The sequence below is a fragment of the Arthrobacter sp. C2 genome (assembly GCA_024207135.1).
Taxonomy (GTDB): domain Bacteria; phylum Actinomycetota; class Actinomycetes; order Actinomycetales; family Micrococcaceae; genus Paeniglutamicibacter.
This window is the reverse complement of sequence record CP042428.1, coordinates 3,308,244-3,328,209: the sequence shown is the minus strand read 5'-3', so window position 1 is coordinate 3,328,209 and position 19,966 is coordinate 3,308,244. Positions and strand designations below refer to the sequence as shown.

At 68.0% G+C, this 19,966-nt stretch carries 12 protein-coding genes; 4 read left to right on the top strand and 8 right to left on the bottom strand.

All coding sequences use genetic code 11. The annotated features are described in order from the left end of the window. Window positions 1–87: 87 nt before the first annotated feature. Window positions 88–369, bottom strand: a complete 282-nt coding sequence (locus tag FPY90_RS15420; RefSeq protein WP_071214649.1) for a pyrophosphorylase — start codon at window positions 367–369, stop codon at window positions 88–90. Between the two features lie 260 nt (window positions 370–629). Here FPY90_RS15420 and FPY90_RS15415 point away from each other — a divergent pair, with 260 nt between their 5' ends. The 3 genes from FPY90_RS15415 to FPY90_RS15405 are packed head-to-tail and all read left to right on the top strand — an operon-like array spanning window position 630 to window position 9,343. Further along, on the top strand, window positions 630–3,659 hold the full coding sequence (locus FPY90_RS15415) for a hypothetical protein (RefSeq protein WP_498681918.1): 3,030 nt from the start codon (window positions 630–632) through the stop codon (window positions 3,657–3,659). Beyond that, a complete protein-coding gene (locus tag FPY90_RS15410) occupies window positions 3,656–4,990 on the top strand; it encodes a type 1 periplasmic-binding domain-containing protein (protein WP_498681917.1) in 1,335 nt (444 codons plus the stop codon). The genes FPY90_RS15415 and FPY90_RS15410 overlap by 4 nt, the downstream gene beginning before the upstream one ends. Before the next feature lie 33 nt (window positions 4,991–5,023). Beyond that, the gene (locus FPY90_RS15405; RefSeq protein WP_498681915.1) at window positions 5,024–9,343 is read left to right on the top strand and encodes a type VII secretion EssC family protein; all 4,320 of its coding nucleotides are present in this window, start codon (window positions 5,024–5,026) and stop codon (window positions 9,341–9,343) included. Between the two features lie 18 nt (window positions 9,344–9,361). Here FPY90_RS15405 and FPY90_RS15400 read toward each other — a convergent pair whose 3' ends face one another. The 7 genes from FPY90_RS15400 to FPY90_RS15370 all read right to left on the bottom strand — a co-directional run bounded on the left by FPY90_RS15400 (window position 9,362) and on the right by FPY90_RS15370 (window position 18,734). Then, the gene (locus tag FPY90_RS15400) at window positions 9,362–11,332 is read right to left on the bottom strand and encodes a serine/threonine-protein kinase (protein ID WP_498681913.1); all 1,971 of its coding nucleotides are present in this window, start codon (window positions 11,330–11,332) and stop codon (window positions 9,362–9,364) included. A 103-nt stretch (window positions 11,333–11,435) separates the two neighbouring features. Continuing rightward, window positions 11,436–11,855, bottom strand: a complete 420-nt coding sequence (locus tag FPY90_RS15395; protein ID WP_498681911.1) for a DUF3151 domain-containing protein — start codon at window positions 11,853–11,855, stop codon at window positions 11,436–11,438. A 2-nt stretch (window positions 11,856–11,857) separates the two neighbouring features. Then, window positions 11,858–12,880: a class II fructose-bisphosphate aldolase gene (gene fbaA / locus FPY90_RS15390; protein ID WP_071214643.1), complete on the bottom strand. Its 1,023-nt coding sequence runs from the start codon at window positions 12,878–12,880 to the stop codon at window positions 11,858–11,860. 156 nt (window positions 12,881–13,036) lie between these two features. Beyond that, window positions 13,037–14,854: a M23 family metallopeptidase gene (locus tag FPY90_RS15385; protein WP_498681909.1), complete on the bottom strand. Its 1,818-nt coding sequence runs from the start codon at window positions 14,852–14,854 to the stop codon at window positions 13,037–13,039. A gap of 507 nt (window positions 14,855–15,361) precedes the next feature. Next, entirely contained in the window at window positions 15,362–15,916 is a 555-nt protein-coding gene (locus FPY90_RS15380; RefSeq protein ID WP_498681908.1) for a hypothetical protein, read from the bottom strand. A gap of 547 nt (window positions 15,917–16,463) precedes the next feature. Next, on the bottom strand, window positions 16,464–17,855 hold the full coding sequence (locus FPY90_RS15375; protein ID WP_498681906.1) for a M23 family metallopeptidase: 1,392 nt from the start codon (window positions 17,853–17,855) through the stop codon (window positions 16,464–16,466). Window positions 17,856–18,059: 204 nt separating this feature from the next. Next, window positions 18,060–18,734 carry a TrmH family RNA methyltransferase gene (locus FPY90_RS15370; protein ID WP_498681905.1) on the bottom strand — a complete coding sequence of 225 codons (675 nt, stop codon included), beginning with the start codon at window positions 18,732–18,734 and terminating at the stop codon, window positions 18,060–18,062. A 155-nt stretch (window positions 18,735–18,889) separates the two neighbouring features. Here FPY90_RS15370 and corA point away from each other — a divergent pair, with 155 nt between their 5' ends. Then, window positions 18,890–19,897, top strand: coding sequence for a magnesium/cobalt transporter CorA (gene corA / locus FPY90_RS15365; protein WP_071214638.1), 1,008 nt, complete (start codon window positions 18,890–18,892; stop codon window positions 19,895–19,897). Window positions 19,898–19,966 lie beyond the last annotated feature (69 nt).

The following is a 19,966-nucleotide window of genomic DNA, read 5'->3' as shown; positions in this document are numbered from 1 at the left end:
CTCGGTTTACCTACAACGACGGAAAACGCCCCCGCCGCCTGGGGCGGCGCCACCTGGTGGCGGCAATGGGGGCGTTCCAGGGGCTGGCTAGTTTCCGCCGCCCGCGGTGAAGATGTTCGTCGAGATCTGGTTCAGTTGGCCTCGAAGCTGCTCAAGCTCGGTGCGTGCCTTGTCCAGCGCGGCCTTCGTCTCGGGCCACGTTGAACCGCGGAACTGGGAAGCCAGGGGGCCGTCCCACACGTTCGGGTCCGACAAGACCCGTCCTTGGGCATCCAGCTGGCTGATCTGGTCGGTGAAACCGCCGTTGATGATCGCCTGGATCTGCTGAATGGCCGTCTTGGCCTGCTCCGTTGATAGGACACGCGACATGAAATCCTCCAAGAATCTTGGTGATGTCCCCGCGCCGATGCGCTATTCGGAGACTCGAACGAAATAACACTAACAAGATGACAAGGCTCGGCCAAGTAACGCGGGGCACGCATTTCCAACATCCGCGCGAATGCGGGCAACTCGGCGCAACACGCCGTATTCACTTGTCAACGAACGGTTTTGGCTTCGGTGCGGGTTTATCAATTTGGACGATGCAACACCTATTATTCAAGAGGAATTTGAATCATGAAGGGGAGCAAGTGGCCAACACACGCCCAGCCAAGAAGAACGCAGCACGAAGAACACCCAGCCCGAAGCTCGTCCGTTCGGCGGGCGCATTCTTGGCAGTGGCCGTTGTTGCCATCACCGCTTCATGCACCAACGCACCCAACGTCGTCGGCACGCCCTCGCGCGTGCTGCAATCCGTGAACGTTGACCTTGCCTCCAACGGTTCGATCTCGGCGGTCAACGGGACCGCCATCTCGGTGGACGACACCACGGGTGAATCCTCCAGCGCGGACACTTCATATTCCCCGGGCGAGGTCGCCAGCGACTTGCCCGTCCGGGTGAGCGTGCAGTACCGCACCACGGAGAAGACCGGCACCAATCTCGAGGAGCTGGCCGGCTACACCGGACGGATCGAGATCGGGTTGACCGTGGAAAACCTGACGGTGGCCCCGCGGAACGTGACCTTTGATGTTGCGGGCCAATCCCGCACCGAACCGGCGCTCGTGGGTGCCCCGATGACCATCGCCGCCTCGACCGTGCTTGCGGGGGTCTCCCCCGGTGACATCGTGGGCGATTCCGGTTCCGGTTCGGCCGGCACCAACGGCATCATCAGCTCCTCGCCCGAGGGCGAGGCCGTCATCCAGTGGGCCACCCTCCTTGCACCTCCGGCCACGGGCGCCAGCACCACGCTGCGCCTGGTCGCCGATGTCACCGACTTCGCCGTCCCGGGCATCGATGTGGCCGTGCAGCCGGGCATGTCCACCGACCTCTCGGCCGACGGCGTGCTGGCCTCCGCGTTCGACACCAGCCCCACCTCCGAACTCGCCCTGCAGCGGCGCACCATCGAACTCATCGCCGAGGTCAACGACGTACTCAGTCGCGCCGGAGCCACCATCACGGACGTGCGCAGCAACCTCGAGAGCACCTCAAAGACCCTAGGCGTGAGCACCGCGGCGCACCTGAAGGAGAGCAGCGATTCGCTGGCCGGGACCCTTAGCGGGCTGAAGGACCAGCTCGGATCGCTTAAGACCGACCTGGATTCCACCGTCACGGGTGCCGAGACCACGACTCTGGCGCAACTCTCCCAGACCGTGAACAGCGTCGATGCCATGCTGGGAAACACCTCGGCCGGCGTACCGAAGGCAACGATCAAGGGCAACGGCTGCGCCGCAATCGTTGCACCAGCAGGCGAAGCCGCAACCGTCTACTCCAGCCTGGTGCTGATGTCCGCCCAGCTCGACGGCTACGCCCGCTCTACCGCCGGCTGCCGCGACGAGGTGGCCAACGCCCTGCAGAAGACAGTGGGCCCGGCCCAGCCGAACGCGGAGAACTGCACCGAGTCGTCCCTGACCTGCGCGTTCCACGCATCGTCGATCACCGTGACCGGCGCCCTCATCAAACTCGTGGACCAGGGCGACAAGCTGGTCGCCTCCCTGAAGCCGGAAGTCATCACCGGTGCCCGGGCCCAGCACCGGAATCTCTCGGATTCCATCGAATCTCTGTCCGCCCAAGTCCACGCGCTGGACGAGGCTTCGGCCAACGGCGAAGCCAACAAGGCCCAAACGACCCAGGACTCCATCGCAGCCCTGCGGGAAACAGTCAGGAAGGCCTACACCCCGCTCGATGCCGTGAGCAAAGAAGCCAAGGCTTTAGTCAAGGCCGAGCAGACCCGGATCGATGACATCCACGAGGAAGCACTGGCCGCAGTCAAGCTGGTCAAGGGCTGGGACAGCGAGCTGGAGAACCCTTGGATCTACAAGCCGATCGAACACAAGAATTCGCTCGACACCATGATCGACCGGAGCACCGAGATGGCGGAGCGGAACGACGAACTCGCGACCGAGCTGTGCGAATTGATCAAGACGGAGAAAGCGGAACCGACCCTCAAGACGGGAAGCGAAGAGCTCGAAGCCCTTCGTGCGTACCTGACCGATGTTCCCTGCCCCGGTGGCGAGACCGGGAAGGTGAAGTTGTCCAAACACGAACCGATGGACCAGCAGCTGTCCGACCAAGAGCAAGAGCTGTCCGACCATGCCCACGACCTCACGGTCCAGGCCAAGGAGCGGGCCGGCCAGGCCAGTGACCAGGCCACGGCGTGGACGACCTGGGTCGGCGAACAAGCCGGCATCTGGGACGAACGCGCCAAGAAGCAAAGAGCTGCGTGGGAAGACGTCGCTTTGGCAACCACGGACCGGGTCTCAGACGAAGAACTCCAGAAGGCCATCGAGACCGCCAAGTCTGGCCTCGATGCGATCGGCACGAGCATCGACTCCCTGGAAACCAACGTCAACAAGGGCGGCAGCCTCAAGAGCTCCATTGCCGACCTACACACGCGCATCGAGGAAGCCCGGGTGAGCCGCGATTTGATGGGCGGCGCTCTTCAAACCCTGCAGAAGCAGCAAGACACCCTCGAAGGAAGCATCAAAAAGGCCTTCGCGGACACACAGAACACCATGACCGATGAAGTCGCCGCGCTGATCGACAGCCAGATCCGCGTGGTCTCCGCCCAGGGCGCCGCGGGCAGCGACGCGGTCGTAAAGGCCTTCGACCGCTCGGTTGCCGGCTTGTCCGCCACCGCCGCCGACGTCGAGGCCAACGCCAAGACCACGGTAGACAAGCAGCATGCTGAACTTGCCAAGCAGGACGCCAGCCTCACAGCGGCAGTCAGCAAGCAGACCGCCGCCTCACTCGAGGGAATCGCGCGGAGCACCGGGGCCTCGACGCGGGACGTCGAGGGCGCCTCCAAGTTGTTGGCCTCCGGCCTTTCCAAGGTCATGCTCGACCTGGGCGACCGCAAGGTCAACGGGTCCGGCCTACTCGGATCGATGGCCACCAGCGCGGCGAAGGCCGACACAGCCGACTACCAGCTGGCGCTGGCCACCAAAAACGCCCAGGGCTACGCCAATGTGCGCGCCGAGGACGTCGCGGGGATCCTGCTGCGCCAGGCACAGTTCAAGGCCTCGCTCGAGGCTGTGTCGGCACTGCCGACCTTCCACCTCGAGGTGCCAGCGGGCGCCGCGACCCAGACGCTGTATTCCTTCCGCCTGGGAAGCACCAAGTGAGCCGTCTCGCAACGCGGCGCGGGCTCATTTCCGCCGGGGTTGTTGTCGTGGCAGTGGCTGCAGTCATCGCCCTGTCGGTCTTCCTGTTCCGACCGGCCGACGCCGCAATCGGCGAACCCGTTGAGTCAGGCGTCCCGGTGGCGCTGTCCGCCGCCAACCTCCCTGCCGACACCAAGATCGGCGTCGTGCTGACGCTCGGCTCCGGGACCGGCGCGGCGTGGAAGGACGCGGCCCAGGGCGCGGCGGTCGCCGCGCACCGCTTCTCCCTTTCCGGCACGACCGTCACCCTGTCCACCGCCGATGACCGGGGCACCGCCGAGGGCGCACGCAAGGCCGTGGAAAAGCTGGTTTCCGAGAACGTCGCCGGGATCGTGGTGGCCACCGACGGCCCGCAGGTGCCCGACGCGCTCTCGGCAGCGGCGGACGCCGGGGTCCCTGTGCTGCTTCCCTATGACGCGGGCAAGATCGAATCCGCCGGGCCCGCCTGGCGCACGGGCCCCACGCAGGCGCAGCTGTCCAAGGCCCTGTCCTCGGCCCTGGCTGGCGCCCGGCGCCCGCTGCTCATCGACGCCGGCGGCGGGGCCCCGGATTCCGTGGACGTCTCCGCAAGCATTTTCTTCGAGCCGGGCGCCGATCCGGAGGCGCTGGCCGCCGATGTGGCCCGGCGCACCGGGGTCGCGGAACCCGCAAAGGCCGACGGTACCCCGGGGCGCGCCCCGGTTTCCAACCCGGCCGACGCCATCCTGCTTTCGGGCAACCCGACGCAGCAGGCAACCGTGGTCCACGCCCTGCAGTCGGCAAACGTCACCGTCCCCGTGGTGCTGACGCCCGGGGCCACCAGCCCCGCGTTCTCCTTCGGCCTCGCCCAGGCCGGCGGCACCGCCTCGGGCAGGCTGTCCACCGTGGGCACCGACTCCGGCGACGCGGCGGCCCTGCGACCCGACGACTCCGGACGGGCCATGTCCGGGTTCCTCGCCGGCCTGCGGGTCCTGGCCCAGGATAAGGAAGCGAAGAACCTCACTGGGGACCTGGGCTTCGCCGAGGTCGCCGGGGCCGCGGACTCGCGCAGCCACGACGCCGTGGTGTCCCTGGTCCGTGCGGTCTCCGCCGCCGGCAGCAATAATCCGGCCAACGTCGCCCAGGCCCTCGGCACCCTCGCGCTCGGCTCTGCGGACGGGATCGCCGGAGGCGCACTGGATTTCACCCGTCCCGACGCTCTGGACGGGGAAGCAACGGTGCTGCACCTCTCGGACCAGGACCTGGGCCTGCGCCCGCAGGGTTCTTCCGGCCGCGTACCCGCCTCCTGGTTTGCGCGCCCGGCCATAGACTGAGCCCTTAGGTTCCCCCGACGAAAGGAGCGCCCGGTGCGCGTGCTGATCCGGACCGATGGCCAGCGGCTCGACCGGGAGCTGGGCAGCTTCGCTCCCGCCACGACGCTCGCGCAGCTGCTGGTGTCTGCCGGCGCCGCCGCCCCGGCCCCCGGCTCCACGCTGTACGTGGATGCCGCCGCGGTGCCCGCCGACACCCCGCTTGCCGAGTTGCTGCTGCTGGAGGGCAGCACCATCTCCCTGGCCCCGGCCCCCCGCCCGGAGCCGCTGCGCGGCTGGAGCGCCACCGTCTCCGGCGGCCTGGACGCCGGGACCATCGTCCCGCTGCCGGCCCACCGCCCGCTGGTCATCGGCCGCTCCCCGCAGGCGGATCTAGTGCTGGGAACCGAAAGCGCCTCCTGGCACCACGCCAGCGTGCAGTTCGAGGGCGACGGCGTACGCGTGCGGGACGCCGGCTCGACCAACGGCACGCTGCTCGCCGGGCAACCGGTGGACCAGGACGGAGTGCTGCTCACTGCGCCCGCCACCCTGCTCATGGGCGGCACGACGGTGCTGCTGCGCCCGGCCCTCGTCGAAAGCCCGGCCCCAGAACCCGGGTCGCTGCACAACCTCACCCCCGCCGCCACCGCGCCCTTCAACCGGCCCCCGCGTCCCGGCACCCCGCCGGAACCCGACCCGCTGTCCGCGCCGGTGCGCAAGGACGTCCCGCCGGCCTCCAAGTTCAGCTACATCACGGTACTGGCCCCGCTGCTGCTGGCCGGGGCCATGGTCCTGATGCTCGGGGACGCCCGCTTCGCGATGTTCGCCGCGCTGAGCCCGGTCATGGCCGTGGGCATGTTCTTCGAGCAGAAGCACCGCCGGAAAAGGAACCTCAAGGAAGAGGACGAAAGGTTCGCCGCGGCCTTGGCCGACTTCGCCGCCGAGGTCGCCGACGCGGCCGCCGACCAGGGAACCCGCCGGCACACACGGATCCCGGACCCGGCCACGGTGCTGCGCATCGCCGCGATGCCCACCACCGGGCTGTGGCAGCGGCGGTCCGGCTCCGCGGGCTTCCTGGCGCTGAACGCCGGGACCGGGGACGTGCCCTGGGCACCGAAGCTTGACGACCGCTCGGCCCCGGTGCCCGACAAGCTGGTCCGCGGAGCCCTGGACACCAGCCGGATCCCCGCAGCACCTCTGCTGGTGGACCTCACCGACGCCGGGGTCGTGGGCATCGTCGGGGACCGCGCCGGCGCCCTGGCCCTGGCCCGCTCGCTGCTCATCCAGGCCGCGGTGCACGCCGGGCCCGCAGACCTGTCCGTCGCGGTGCTCTGCGACCGCGGACGCCACGAGGACTGGGCCTGGGCCTCCTGGCTGCCGCACACCCGCCGGCCCGGCAGCTCCGAGCGCTGGCTCTCGGACGACCGCAAGCGCAGCGCCGCCCTGCTGCGCGAACTGCGCGAATCCCTGGACGAACGCCCCGGCGGCACCACGCTGCTGGTGCTCGATTCCGAGGTGCTCACCGAGGGCCGCGATGCCCCTGCGCGCGAGCTTTTGGGTCACGGCCGCTCCATCCCGGGCCTGGGCGGGCGCGGCCCGGCGCAGGGACCGCGAGTCTCGGGCATCGTGATTGCCGCCTCCGAGCAGCAGCTGCCCGCCGCCTGCACCACCGTCATCACCGTCGGGGCCGACGCTGCGGCATCCGTGCACGACCTCGGCGAGCTCACTGTCGTTCCCGACGTGGTGCTCGCCGGCCTCGGCCTCGACGCGGCCGAGCGCTGCGCCATGGACCTGGCCCGCTTCGACGACCCGGAGCTGGTGGTGCCCGGGGCGGCGCTGCCCTCCCTGGTGCGCCTGCCCGAGCTGCCGGGCATGCCCTCCCCCGATGCCGCGTCGATCCGCGCGGCGTGGGCCAAGGCCACGGGCTTCTCCGCCCCCATCGGCACCTCCGAATCCGGGACGATGTCCCTTGACCTGGTCAAGGACGGGCCGCACGGGCTGGTCGGCGGCACCACCGGATCGGGCAAGAGCGAATTCCTGCGCTCCCTGGTCGCCGGGCTCGCGGCCCGCAACGACGCCACCCGGCTGAACTTCATCCTCATCGACTTCAAGGGTGGCGCCGCGTTTGCCGCCTGCGAGGCGCTGCCGCACACCATCGGCACCATCTCCAACCTCGACGAGCAACTGGCCGACCGGGCCCTGCGCTCCCTCGAGGCGGAGATGGCCCGCCGCCAGCGGATCTTTGCCGCGGCCGGGGAGGACATCGACAACCTCGATGCCTATCTGGCCACCAACCCGGACGAGCCCATGCCGCGGCTGCTGCTGGTGGTCGACGAGTTCGCGATGCTCGCCAAGGATTTCCCCGAGGTACTCTCCTCGCTGGTCTCCGTCGCCGCGGTCGGGCGAACCCTGGGCGTGCACATGGTCCTGGCGACCCAGCGCCCCGCCGGGGTGGTCAACGACGACATCCTGGCCAACACCAACCTGCGGGTGGCGCTGCGCGTCCAGAGCCGCGACGATTCCTCCAACGTCATCGGCGTCCCGGCGGCCGCGGGCATCACCCGCGCGCAGACCGGGCGGGCCTACATCAAGCTGGGGCAGGACGAGATCACCGGGGTGCAGACCGCGCTGGTCACCGGGCGCGCGTCGCGGGCCGATTCCACCGAGCTGGTGCTCAGCGACATCGGGCACTTCGGGCATCCGGCCCCCGTGAGGGCCCCGGCCCCGGGCACCGAATCCGGGGCCAGCGACCTGGACGAGCTCATCGCGGCCATCAACCAGGCCCACGAGGACGCGGGATTCGGGGTTCCGCGGCCCGTGTGGCCCGTGGCGCTGGGAGAACGCGTCGACCTGGCCGGCTTCGACCCCGCGGACGCCGAGGCGGAAGCCGCGCCGGAAGCCGCGCCGGGGCGTCTGGCATCCACGATTCCGGTGGTCGGCGCGGTGCGCGGGCGCACCATCGAGGTCGCGCTGAAGGACGAGCCGGAGGCCCAGCGCCAGTCTCCGGCCGGCTGGGACCTGGCCCGCGGCAACCTGCTGTTGCTGGGCATCGCCGGATCGGGCACCAGCACCACGCTGGCCTCCCTGGCCCTGGCCGCCGCGGCCGCCACCGACCCGCGGGAGCTTGACCTGCTGGTGCTTGACACCGGGTCCCGTGCCCTGGCCCCGCTGGCCGGCCTGCCGCACACCTCCGCCTACGTGGGCACCGGCCCCGGCTCCCGGGAACAGCAGGCCCGCTTCCTGCGCCACCTGCGCACCGAGTTGCTCCGCCGCCGCGCGGATCCCGGCGCGCGCCGCGAAACCCTGGTGCTCATCGACGGGCTGGCCACGCTGCGCGACGAATTCGCCGACTACGACGGGCAGGGCCTGCTCGACGCGCTGAACCGGGCCTACGCCGACGGCCCGGCGCTGGGCCTGCACTTCGCCGTGTCCACCACCCGCGCCAAGGCGGTGCCCTCGGCCATCGACGAGGTCACCGTCCAGAAGTGGCTCTACCGGCTGGCGGACCCCTACGACTACTCGGCCCTGGGCGTGCGCGGGTCCAACATCCCTGCCGCGGTCCCCGGCCGCTGCGTGGATGCCGGATCGTTGCGCCAGATGCACGTGGCCACCCCCGGCAGCGGACTGGCCGCCGCCGTGGAGCGGGTGGCGGAGCGCTGGGCGGATGCGGAGCCGAAGCCCGCGGCAATCGGCAGGCTGCCCGAGCAGCTCACCGTTGCCGAACTCGGCGCCCCGGCGTCGCTGGACGGGGAGCCGTGGCGCTTCCCGGTCGGGTTGCGCGAGGAGGACCTGGCCCCCGGCGTGCTGGAGGTCTACGAGGGCGAGCATGTGCTCATCGCCGGGCCCGCGCGTTCGGGCAAGTCCACGCTGCTGCTGGCCCTGGCCGAGTCGATCCGCGCCTCGGCCGCCGCCAGCGGGCAGCCGGTTGCGGTCTGGGGCGCCTGCGACAGGCGTTCCCCGCTGGCCACCGCCGACCTGGACAAGGTGGCGGTGGGCGCGGAGGACCTGCCGGCGCTGCTGGCCTCGATCCGGCTCGAGCGCGGGCCGGTGGTGCTGTTGGTCGACGACGCGGAGCGCTTCGAGGACTCCGATGCGGCGCTGGCGAACCTGCTGGCCTCCTCGGCGCGGGTCTGCGTGATCGCCGCGGGCCGCTCCGCGGACCTGCGGGGCCTGTATTCGCACTGGACCAAGACGCTGCGCAAGTCCCGCTGCGGGGTGCTGCTGGTTCCCGACGTCGACTACGACGGCGAGCTGCTCGGGGTGACCCTGCCGCGCCGCGCACCGGTGGCGGTGACCCCGGGCCGCGGCTACCTCTGCGTCGGCGGGGCCCCGGCCTTCATCCAGGCCATGGGCCCGGGCGCCGCTCCCGGCGCCTGAGCCGTTCCGGGGCCCGGATCAGTCGCGGGTGGTGATGGAAAACGGTTCGCTGGCCAGGTCGGTGAAGTTCCCGACCCCGGCCCGCAGGATGCAACTCGGGGAGACCGTCAGCGCGGTGACCACCAGCCCGTCGGCGGAAACCGCCAGGGAACCGGAGCAGCCGTCGGAGAAGCGCACCCCGTCCTCTCCCCCGGCGACAGCGGCGAGCATCGCCGAGGCCTTGCCCGTGGACGGCGAGGTGTACAGCGGGTTCAGCAGGTCCTCGCCCCCGGGCCACACCGGCACCAGGGTGACCGGCAGTGCCGTTTGGCTCACGGTGCGCGCCGGGGTGCTGACCAGGATGTCCCGCAGGCGCTGCACCGGGTAGGCGGACCCTGCCGCCGCGGGATCCGAGACGGCCGCGTTGGTGGCCGCGGCGGCGTCCTTGAGCCACTGGTCCAGGGCGTCCTCGCCGGATAGTTCCACGGGAATCGTTGCGCGCAGCTGGACACTGCCCTTGGCCGGGACGCCGACCTCGGCCAGGCTCCAGCCGCAGGGTGCGTCGATGCCCGTCAGGCTCGGCTGGTTGCGGGTCGCCCCGGACTTTTGCCAGCGCACCGGCGGGCAGGAAGCTGCGGCGGAGGCACCCGGGAGCACCTCGAGGAAGGGCCCGGACAGCGGCGCCTTCTGTGCCGTGTAGGTGATTTCCAGCGAGACCTCGCGGGCCTGCGCGTCGTAGCGGGCGCTGCGGCCGATCGACAGCCCGGACGACAGCGGGGCATCCTGCAGGCTCGCGGCGGAATCGGCAGCCGGGGCCGCGTCCGGGGCCTTCGGGTTGGCCAGCGCCACGGCGCCGACGGTGATCCCGACGGCCGCCACGAGCCCGCCGGCGATCCATATGACGGCCTTGCCGCCCAGCCACGCCGGGCGCCGGCGCCCGGTGCGTGCCGGGGCGGGCGCCGCAGCGGCGCCGGGCAGTTCCCCGGGCCGGGACAGGGAGCGGACCACGGTGTGCCCGGCGGCCGGTCCCAGCTCCGGCGGCGCGGAGGCGGGCAGGCCGGTGCCGGGTGCCGTTGCGGGTTCGAGTTGGATTCCCGCCCCGCGCAGCACCGTCGCCGGGCGCGCCAGGGGCTCGAATTCCCCGGGTGCCTCGGCCATCGGCAACGGCGGCAGGGCGGCGAGGCGGGCGGCGAGCCGGCGCAGCAATGCGGCGGCCTCGGGCGCGCCGGGCCGTTGGCGCGGGTCCTTGCCCAGCAGCGCCTCGAGCGCCTCCCACAACGGCTCGGGCACCTCAAGGCGCGGCGGCATCGTGGTCACGTGGCGGTAGGCGACGGTGAAGTCGGTGCCGGTCCCGGCGAACGGGGTCCGCCCGGCCAGCAGCTCGTAGAGCATGATGCCGGTGGCGTAGAGGTCCGCGGCGGGGCCCACCTCGCCGGAGCTGAGCAGTTCGGGCGGCATGTAGGCGGGGGTGCCGACCAGGCCGGTGGTGTGCCTGGCCCGCTCGTGCATGACCGCGGCGATGCCGAAGTCCGAGACGCGCACCGCGTTGGCGAGCCCCGGGGTCCAGGGTTCGGCCAGCAGCACGTTGTCGGGCTTGATGTCCCGGTGCGCGGTGTTTCGGGTGTGCGCGTACGCGAGCGCGTCGAGCACCTCGGCGCAGAGCAGCAGGGCGTCCGCGGCGGGCAGCGTGCGCTGTTCCTGGAGCAGGTCGCGCAGCGAGCCGCCGGGCACCAGGTCCATGAGGATGGCCAGCTTGTCGCCCTCGACCACCAGGTCCCTGACCTTGACGATGTTCGGGTGCACCAGCCCCAGCAGCACCGAGCGTTCCTTCACGAAGCGTTCCACCAGGGCAGGGTCGTGCGCGTGTTCCGGGCGCAGCACCTTGGCCGCGAGGTCGGGCCCGCCCGAGGGCGCGCCGACCCGCCACACCTCGCCGACGGCGCCGGAACCGAGGGGCTCGACGAAGCGGTAGGAGGCGCCGAGCGCGTCACCGGGCTGCACGTTTGCCATGTTTCGTTGCTTGCTCCTTGGTTAAGCAGCAATTGTTCGTGCCTGACCACAAAGGTCGGCACGAACAATTGCTGCCCGGGCCCGCACAAGGGGGCCGGCTGGACTACTCGGCTTCGAGCGCGGCCACGGCCAGCGGATCGGAGTCGTTGAGGAAGCGGCCGATGCGGTCGACTTCCTCGGCCTCGCCAATGGCCGCGGCGGCACGCTGCAGCGCGTAGAGCGCACGCAGGAACCCGCGGTTGGGCTCGTGCGCCCACGGCACCGGGCCCTGGCCACGCCAGCCGGCCTTGCGCAGGGCGTCCAGTCCGCGGTGGTAGCCCACGCGGGCGTAGGCGTAGGACTCCACGACGTGGCCCTCGGCATGCGCTTCGTTGGCCAACAGCGCCCAGCCGGTCGAGGATGACGGGAAGGCCGCGGCGATGTCCACGGCTTCGTCTCCGGCTTCCAGCCGCGCGTTGACCTCGGTTTCCTCCGGCAACAGCGTTGCGGGGATGCCCAGCAGGTTTGCTCCAAGATCGGCCATGGTTACTTCAGCGCCTTTCCGGCGGAGCCAAGCTGCTGTGCGGCCTCCACGATGCGGGCGGCCATGGACTCTTCGGCCTTGGCACCCCAGACGCGTGGATCGTAGGCCTTCTTGTTGCCGACCTCGCCGTCGACCTTCAGCACGCCGTCGTAGTTGGAGAACATGTGTCCAGCGACCGGACGGGTGAAGGCGTACTGGGTGTCGGTGTCGATGTTCATCTTGATGACGCCGTAGGAGACGGCGTCTGAAATTTCCTTGGCCGAGGAGCCGGAACCGCCGTGGAAGACCAGGTCGAACGGGTTGGCCTTGCCGATCTTGGCGCCGACCTTTTCCTGGATGTCCTTGAGCAGCTCGGGGCGCAGCTTGACGTTGCCCGGCTTGTAGATGCCGTGCACGTTGCCAAAGGTCAGCGCGGTGATGTAGCGGCCCTGCTCGCCGGAGCCCAGTGCGGCAACGGTGGCCAGGGCGTCCTCGACGGTGGAGTAGAGCTTGTCGTTGATGGCGTTTTCCACGCCGTCTTCCTCGCCGCCGACGGCGCCGATCTCGACCTCGAGGATCTGCTTGGCGGCTGCGGTGCGCGGCAGCAGTTCCGCGGCGATGCGCAGGTTCTCTTCAAGGGTCTCGGCGGAGCCGTCCCACATGTGGGAGTTGAAGAACGGGTTGCGTCCGGCGGCGACCTCGGCCTCGGAGGCGGCCAGCAGCGGCAGCACGAAGTCATCGAGCTTGTCGGCCGGGCAGTGGTCGGTGTGCAGGGCGATGTTCACTCCGTAGCCCTTGGCCACTTCGCGGGCAAAGGCGGCGAAGGCCAGCGAGCCGGTGACCATGTTCTTCACCGAGGAACCGGACCAGTAGGCTGCACCGCCGGTGGACACCTGGATGATTCCGTCGGATTCGGCCTCGGCGAAGCCGCGGATGGCGGCGTTCAGGGTCTGCGACGACGTCACGTTGACTGCGGGGAAGGCGTAGCCGCCGGCCTTCGCAGAATCAATCATGGCGTTGTACTGTTCCGGGGTTGCGATGGGCATACTGACTCCTATGTAGATAAGGAATGTGTGGGGAGTAGACCTCGTTGGCTACCTCCATCCTAGCTACTTGTGTGCTGGATCGCTGACGGGATGACGCACCGGCCCCGGAGGGTGACATGCCAAGGGCGCCGGTTCACGGCGCCCTTGGCATGCGATTCACTTGTCGGCGGCCGCTTCACCTCCCGTGTCGGCGGGTGCGTCGGCTGTGCTTTCGGCGGCAGGCTTGGCCACGGGCTTCGGGGCCTTTGGCTTGACGGCTTCGGCCTTTGCCGGGGCCGGTGCGGCAGCCTTCTTCACCGGGGCAACCGGTGCCTTGGGTGCCACGGGCTTCGGCTTGGCCACGGGTGCGGCCTTGATGGCTTCAACCGGGGCCTTCGGCGCGGCGACCGGCTTGGGAGCCGGTGCTGCGGCCTTTTTGACCGGAGCCGGTGCTGCAACCTTCTTGGCCGGAGCTGGAGCTTCGGCCTTCTGGGGCGCCGGAGCGGAGACCGTCTTGGCCTCGGGTTCCTCGGCAGGCTTCACCGGCAGCTGTTCGACGGCGGGTGCCTTCTGAACCGCAGGGGCTACCTGGTCGGATTCCTTCTTGGCCGGTTCGATTTCGGCGGAATCCGGGGTGGTCCCGTCGTCCTTGGGAGTGGACGTCTTCGGCTCGGATTCCAGCTGAGGCGCTGCGTCGTCGGCCTTCGGTGCAGTTGCCCCGTCCGTTGGTCCGGTCGAGGGTTCATCGGTCTCGGTTTCCGGAAGCGGGATCTCCAGCGTCGGAACCTCGTTGACCTCGGGCAGCGGGTTGGTCGTTTCCGGTGCCGGCGTTGTCGGTGCCGGCGTTGTCGGTGCCGGCGTTGTCGGTGCCGGCGTTGTCGGTGCCGGTGTCGGCTTCGGCTTCGGCTTCGGCTGAGGTGCCGGAGTTTGGGTGGTCGGCGAAGGCTTGGTTTCGGGCTTCGGCTTCACCTGAGGCGCCGGAGCCTGGGTAGTCGGTGCAGGCTTGGTGTCAGGCCTCGGCTTCACCTGCGGCGCAGGCTTCGGCTTTGCTTCCGGCTTGTGTGTTGCAGGTGGCTCGGCCTTCGGTGCAACGGCCGGTGCCCGGTGCCTGGCTGGCGCCGGGCTTGGGTTGTGCGCGTGAGGTGCCGAGGCCCAACGTGTCGGGAAGTCCGCCGCACCGCCCTCCGATGAGCGGGGAGCCCCGGTGTTGCGGATCGGTTCGGCCGCGATGGTGGTGCGGCGCGAATCGATCATGGGATTGGGCTGGCCCGAGATCGGAGGCAGGAAGTTCCGTGGATCGTTCCAGCGCCCGTTGATGATGACCTCGAAGTGCACATGGCAACCCGTGGAGTTCCCCGTGGTGCCGCTCAACGCGATGAGCTGGCCCTGCTTGACGACGTCGCCCACCTTGGCAACGAGCCGGGAATTGTGGCTATAGCCGGTGCGCACGGAGGACCCGTGGTCGATAGTCACGCGCATGCCGGAATGCCCTGCCCACGCCGACTGGATCACCACGCCGTCGGCGGATGCATACACCGGCGACCCGCAGGGAACGGCGTAGTCCTGTCCGATGTGGATCTGCGTCCCAGGTCCGGTCGGATTATGCCGAAACCCGAACGGACTGGTGATATGCCGCGACGCCACCGGGTGCATGAGCTGGATGTTACCTGGAAGCGCCCCAAGCACTCCCACGTTCTGGCCAACGAGGATGCCGGCGGCATTGGCCTGCGTTGCAGCCCCCAGGCCGGACCCGGAGTGCGCCTGGAAAGCAGGCATGGCATCGGCCGGTTCCCCGTCGCTTCCAATCCCCGCGGCGGAGCTGGTGATGCCCAGCGCCTGCCACGCGATCGCGTCCACGCCGCTGAGCAATGAGACCCTGACCGGCTGCACGTAGGCCGCGGCTTCGTAGTTCGGTGCTTGTACCGGTTGTGGTGCGATTTGGTTCGCGGACAGGCCCAAGCCGGGCGCCCCCGACATCGCCACGGCAAGCCCCAAGGCTGAAATTTGTGGGATCTTATTCGTTGAACGGCCGGCTCTGCCCGGCACGGGACCCCTATTGACCTGATGTTTTTTCATCGGTAACAACCCCCTGTTGAGTCACCATGAAGTTTTTGCGCAGCCAAATGAGGGAGGTGGTCTGGCCGAGACCAGCGAGTTGTCCGTGTCACCCCAAGTAACTGAACACTTAGGCATCACCGTAACGCACGCGTGGCCAGGAATAAAGGGTTCAATCCGCAAGATCCCCAATTGATTTCACCGTGCCCGGCTTTCACGTCCTGGCAGGGTTGTGGAAAACGCGCCGACACGGGGCCTTGAGAGGCTCATTCCCATTCACGCGCGTTGCCATAGCTGGCCCACCATTCCCTGCCCAGACCGAAGCTACTGCCCACCGGACCCCTCCACGAGTTGGCGAGAACGCAAGGTCAAAGACGACTTGCGTGCCGGCATTGTCATCGGCGGTGCCTGCGTTTAAGACCCGTGCCTAGTCTTGCTGAAGCCGCCCTAAGTCGACGTCCGGCTGGCACCGGTGCTTTCCCATTTTCCGAAGAGCTCCTCGCTTGAGACCATATTGCCCAGCCTGACTCCGTCAAAGGCCGCGTGCCAAGGTTCCAGTCCCAAATGCGCTTTCATCGCTCGTTCAAGAATGATTGGTGCGGATGTTTTCCTCAAGGAAATGTTCTCCGCCTCAAATTCGGAAGCTACGCGGCTCCGTTTACCGTTGAAATCCTCAACTTTAATGTTGCCAAGGTCGCTGGCCCCGGTTTTGTACGCCGGCAGGTATCTCCTGCTGTCAACGTCGCGGTTTTCCAGGATCTGCCAGCGTCCGGGACGGAAGAGAGCGTCGAGTGTCAATCCGCCGAAGAGCGGCTTGGCCTGAAGGGCATCTGAAATCCTTGAACCAACTTCATCCTCCGGCGCCACGAAGTCAAAGAGCACGACGTAGTGGGAGGCCAAGTAGGAAGACACGACTTGGCCTACCGCAGCAGTTCCGTCACCGAGGGCGATGCTAAAAACGTCCCCGTCATTGGGAATACTGACCTTTTCCGCCTTTACCAAGGGTTTCTTCCGGCTTCCGCATGCTTCTTACCATTCATTTGATGTCCTTTATTTGAAATCAAACCATCTGGATTGCCCTTGTTCGCCGGTCCGCCCAAATCTCTGACCCACTACTCCGCAACTCGGTCCAACTCAATAGCCCGTTCTGCGCGCTGCAGTACGGCAAACCCAAACGCTGCATCCGGGAATTCTCTCGCATGTTCCCGTAACCGCAAAGATTACCGCAAGTCATTCTTCGCCTGCCCGACGCATGCCTCTTCATCACCTATTGGTCTACGGGGTGGCTGGCCGTTCTTGGCTGCGGGACCGCCGAGGGCCACTGCCCCGGTATCGCCGACCAAGAGGGCGGTCCCGTTGCCTCCCTTCGGGCAAGGGTGGATCGGCCAGGTCCGCAGACACTCCATGGCCACGTCCTTCCCGCTCCAAGGGAAGTATCGGTCGCCGGCGTCATCATCTTGGGCTGTTGCGTTGCAAACCCACGTGATTTTTGCCCTGGACAAGGCGAAGGATTGTTCTTGCCACGGCCTTCACACGCGATGTGGAGCGGCTACGAGGATTCCGCCGTGGTTGCAGACGACGACAGCGTCACAGCTGTTCCGTCGCCGGCACTGCCCGAGCCATTTGAAAATTCCGCGCTCGGAGTCCCGAATCCCGAATCGGACGACGTGCTTGCCGACTCGGTCGGTTCATTGGTCGAAGACGGGGTCGGCCTGGCTGACTGGGATCCCGCAGACGCACTGGACGGCGCGCCGGTCGGTTCGCCAGAGGGTGGATCAGTAGGTGTCGCGCTGGTCGGGGATGGATTGGGCGGAGGCGTAGGTTCTTCGCTGGGCTCCGGCGTCGGGGTTGGTGACGGGCTCGCGTCTGGTGTTGGCTTGGCCGAAGGTTCCGGCGATGTTTCCGGCATTGGCGTTGGCGTGGGGGTCTTTCCGGGTTTGGTTGCTTCGCCTGGCTTGGTCTCCTCGCTTGGCTTTGGCGGCGCAGTTTCCTTCTCGGGGGCTTTGGTCGAGGGTGCGGGCTTGGTAGGCTCCGGCATCGATACGTCGATGTCGTGCCCGTTCTCGCTTTCGCTCCGAGGTTCCCCGGTGTTTCGGATGGGTTCGGCCGCGATGGTGGTCCTGCGGGAATCGACCATCGGGTTGGGCTGGCCGGGAATCGGCGGCAGGAAGTTGCGCGGATCGTTCCAGCGTCCGTTGATGATGACTTCGAAGTGCACATGGCACCCGGTCGAGTTTCCGGTGGTCCCGCTCAGGGCGATCAGTTGGCCTTGCTTGACCACGTCGCCGACCTTGGCCACGAGTGTCGAGTTGTGGCTGTAGCCGGTGCGCACCGAAGATCCGTGGTCGATGGTCACGCGCATGCCCGAGTGTCCAGCCCAGGCCGACTGGATGACGGTTCCGTCCGCGCTGGCATACACCGGCGACCCGCAGGCAATGGCATAGTCCTGGCCGATGTGGATCTGGGTGCCGGCCCCGGTCGGGTTGTTCCGCCAACCGTAGGGGCTGGTGATGTGTCGGGACGAGACCGGGTGGATCAACTGGATCCCCGCGGGAAGCACACCGAGCGGGCTCACGTTTTGACCCACGAGTTGGGCCGACGCCCCGGAGGGGCCCAGCAGGGCCCCAGGGTCGGAGGCGTCTGCGACCTTGACGCCGGCAGCGGCGCTGGTGATGTTTTCCGATTCCCAGCGGATCGCGTCGACTCCGCCGAAGAGCCCGACCTCGACGGGGTGGTTGAAGGATGCAGCCTCCACCTGAAGGGCGGTGGCTGCCACTGGCATGGCGTAGATCTGGCGTCCGTCGAGGGTGGGGGAAACCGAAAGGGCAAGTGTCGCAAGAACCGCGATCCCCAGGGCCGCGGGCTTGGAGGTTTTCGGCTTGGTGCGCAGTTCGCGCCGCACGGGCAGCGGAAGCGGGTGGTTGACTTGGTGCTTTTTCACCAGCGGATGGCTCCGTTCACCTGCTTGAGACCTTGGCCGTTGCCGGCGCTGACCATTGGTCGTTCCCCGGCGACCGGGGCCTGTTGTTGCATTGCCCCCGTTGCAGGAGATTGATCGTCCAAGGCCCACGCTAACGCACCCGGGGCGGCGAGTGAAGGGATATTCGCTAAACGTTTGGCTTTCTAGACAAGCGACTACCCGAAGTTAGACCGACTGGTCGAAAACGTGCCGGCGGATCCACGCGTGCATGGCGATCCCGGCGGCCGAGGCGGCATTGATGGAGCGGGTGGAGCCAAACTGCTCAATGGAAAGGGTCGCTTCGGCGCTTTGGTGGACTTCCTCGCTCAGGCCCGGCCCTTCCTGGCCGAAGACCAGCACGCAATTGCGCGGCAGCTCGTAGGTTTCCAGCTTCCGTGAATCCGGGAAGATGTCGATCCCGATGATCGCCAGCCCCTCCCCCTTGGCCCAGTCGACGAAGTCCTCGACGGTGGGGTGGTGGCGCACGTGCTGGTAGCGGTCGGTGACCATCGCCCCGCGCTTGTTCCAGCGCCGGCGCCCGATGATATGCACTTCCTTGGCCAGGAAGGCGTTGGCGGTGCGCACGACCGTGCCGATGTTCATGTCGTGTTGCCAGTTCTCGATGGCGATGTGGAAGTCGTGGCGGCGCTCGTCCAGGTCCGCGACGATCGCCTCCATGGACCAGTAGCGGTACTTGTCCGCCACGTTGCGCCGGTCCCCGGTTTCCAGCAGCTCGGTATCGAAGTGGTCACCGGAAGGCAGCTCGCCCTCCCACGGGCCAACGCCCACCTCGGGACGCTCCTCGTGGACCGGATCGTACTCGGTGGGCTCTGGTGCGGGGGTTTCAAGGGCGGAAGTCACGTCTTAAGGGTAGTCGCCAATCCCCGCACGCCGGATTCCAGGTGCTGGACAGCACACCCGGAGCGCCGCGCCCGCGCCCGGCCGGTTGATGGCAAACTGGCCTAAGGCACTTTTGGTCCGCCGGGAATCCCCGGCCCGGCATGCAAGGAGGATCCATGCCCATCATTGACAATGCGATTTACGTTTCGGGCAAGCGCGTGATCCATCCGCCGGATCTCAGCTCCACGTTCGAGTCCATGAAGGAGTGCGGCGGCATGGCCTGGCTCGGGCTCTACCGTCCCGACATGGCCGAAATGCAGGAGGTCGCCGCGGAGCTCGGCCTGCACGAGTTGGCGGTGGAAGACACCCTCTCCGGCCACCAGCGCCCCAAGCTGGAGCACTACGGCGACCACCTCTTCGTGGTCTTGCGCCCGGCCCGTTACATCGACGAGTCCGAAAAGGTCGAGTTCGGGGAATTGCACGTCTATGTCGGGGTCGACTTCGTGGTCACCGTCCGCCATGCAGAATCGCCCAAGCTGGCCCAGGTGCGCCAGCGGCTCGAGGACGAGCCGGGGCTGCTGGGCATCGGCCCGGCAGCGGTCCTCTACGCGGTCCTTGACCAGGTCGTTGACGAATACGAGCCGGTGTTTGCCGGACTGAGCAACGACATCGACGAGATCGAGGACCAGCTTTTCTCCGGGACTTCCCACGTCTCGCGGCGGATCTACGAACTGTCCCGGGAAGTCATCGAATTCCAGCGCGCACTGGCACCGCTGGACGACGTGCTGGCCCGCTTGCGCAGGGACTTCAGGCTCAGCGACATCTCCGAGGAAGACGCCCTGGAACTTGACCGCAAGCTCATCGACGTCCAGGACCACGCGATCCGGCTCACCGAGCGCATCACCTCCTTCCGGGCCCTGCTGACCAACGCCCTGTCGCTGTCCTCGACCCTGGCCTCGCAGCGGGCCACCGAGGCCGGCCTGGCCCAGAACGAACAGATGAAGAAGATTTCCTCATGGGCAGCGATCATTTTCGCCCCGAGCCTGGTTACCGGAATCTACGGCATGAACTTCAAGCACATGCCGGAACTGGAATTCAGCTTTGGCTATCCGGCGGCGATCGGGCTCATGCTGGCACTGGCCGTGAGCCTCTTTGCCATTTTCAAGAAGAACAATTGGTTATAGTCTCCGCAATCCCCGCCCACGGCCGCGGAACCTGAAAGACTGGTTCACAGCAGGTTGTCTCTTGAAAGG

Bases quoted from the DNA above. Each gene is read 5' to 3' on its own strand.
- FPY90_RS15420 (WP_071214649.1), bottom strand. From the start codon at position 369: ATGTCGCGTGTCCTATCAACGGAGCAGGCCAAGACGGCCATTCAGCAG.
- FPY90_RS15400 (WP_498681913.1), bottom strand. From the start codon at position 11,332: ATGGCAAACGTGCAGCCCGGTGACGCGCTCGGCGCCTCCTACCGCTTC.
- FPY90_RS15395 (WP_498681911.1), bottom strand. From the start codon at position 11,855: ATGGCCGATCTTGGAGCAAACCTGCTGGGCATCCCCGCAACGCTGTTG.
- fbaA (WP_071214643.1), bottom strand. From the start codon at position 12,880: ATGCCCATCGCAACCCCGGAACAGTACAACGCCATGATTGATTCTGCG.
- corA (WP_071214638.1), top strand. From the start codon at position 18,890: ATGCCCATCATTGACAATGCGATTTACGTTTCGGGCAAGCGCGTGATC.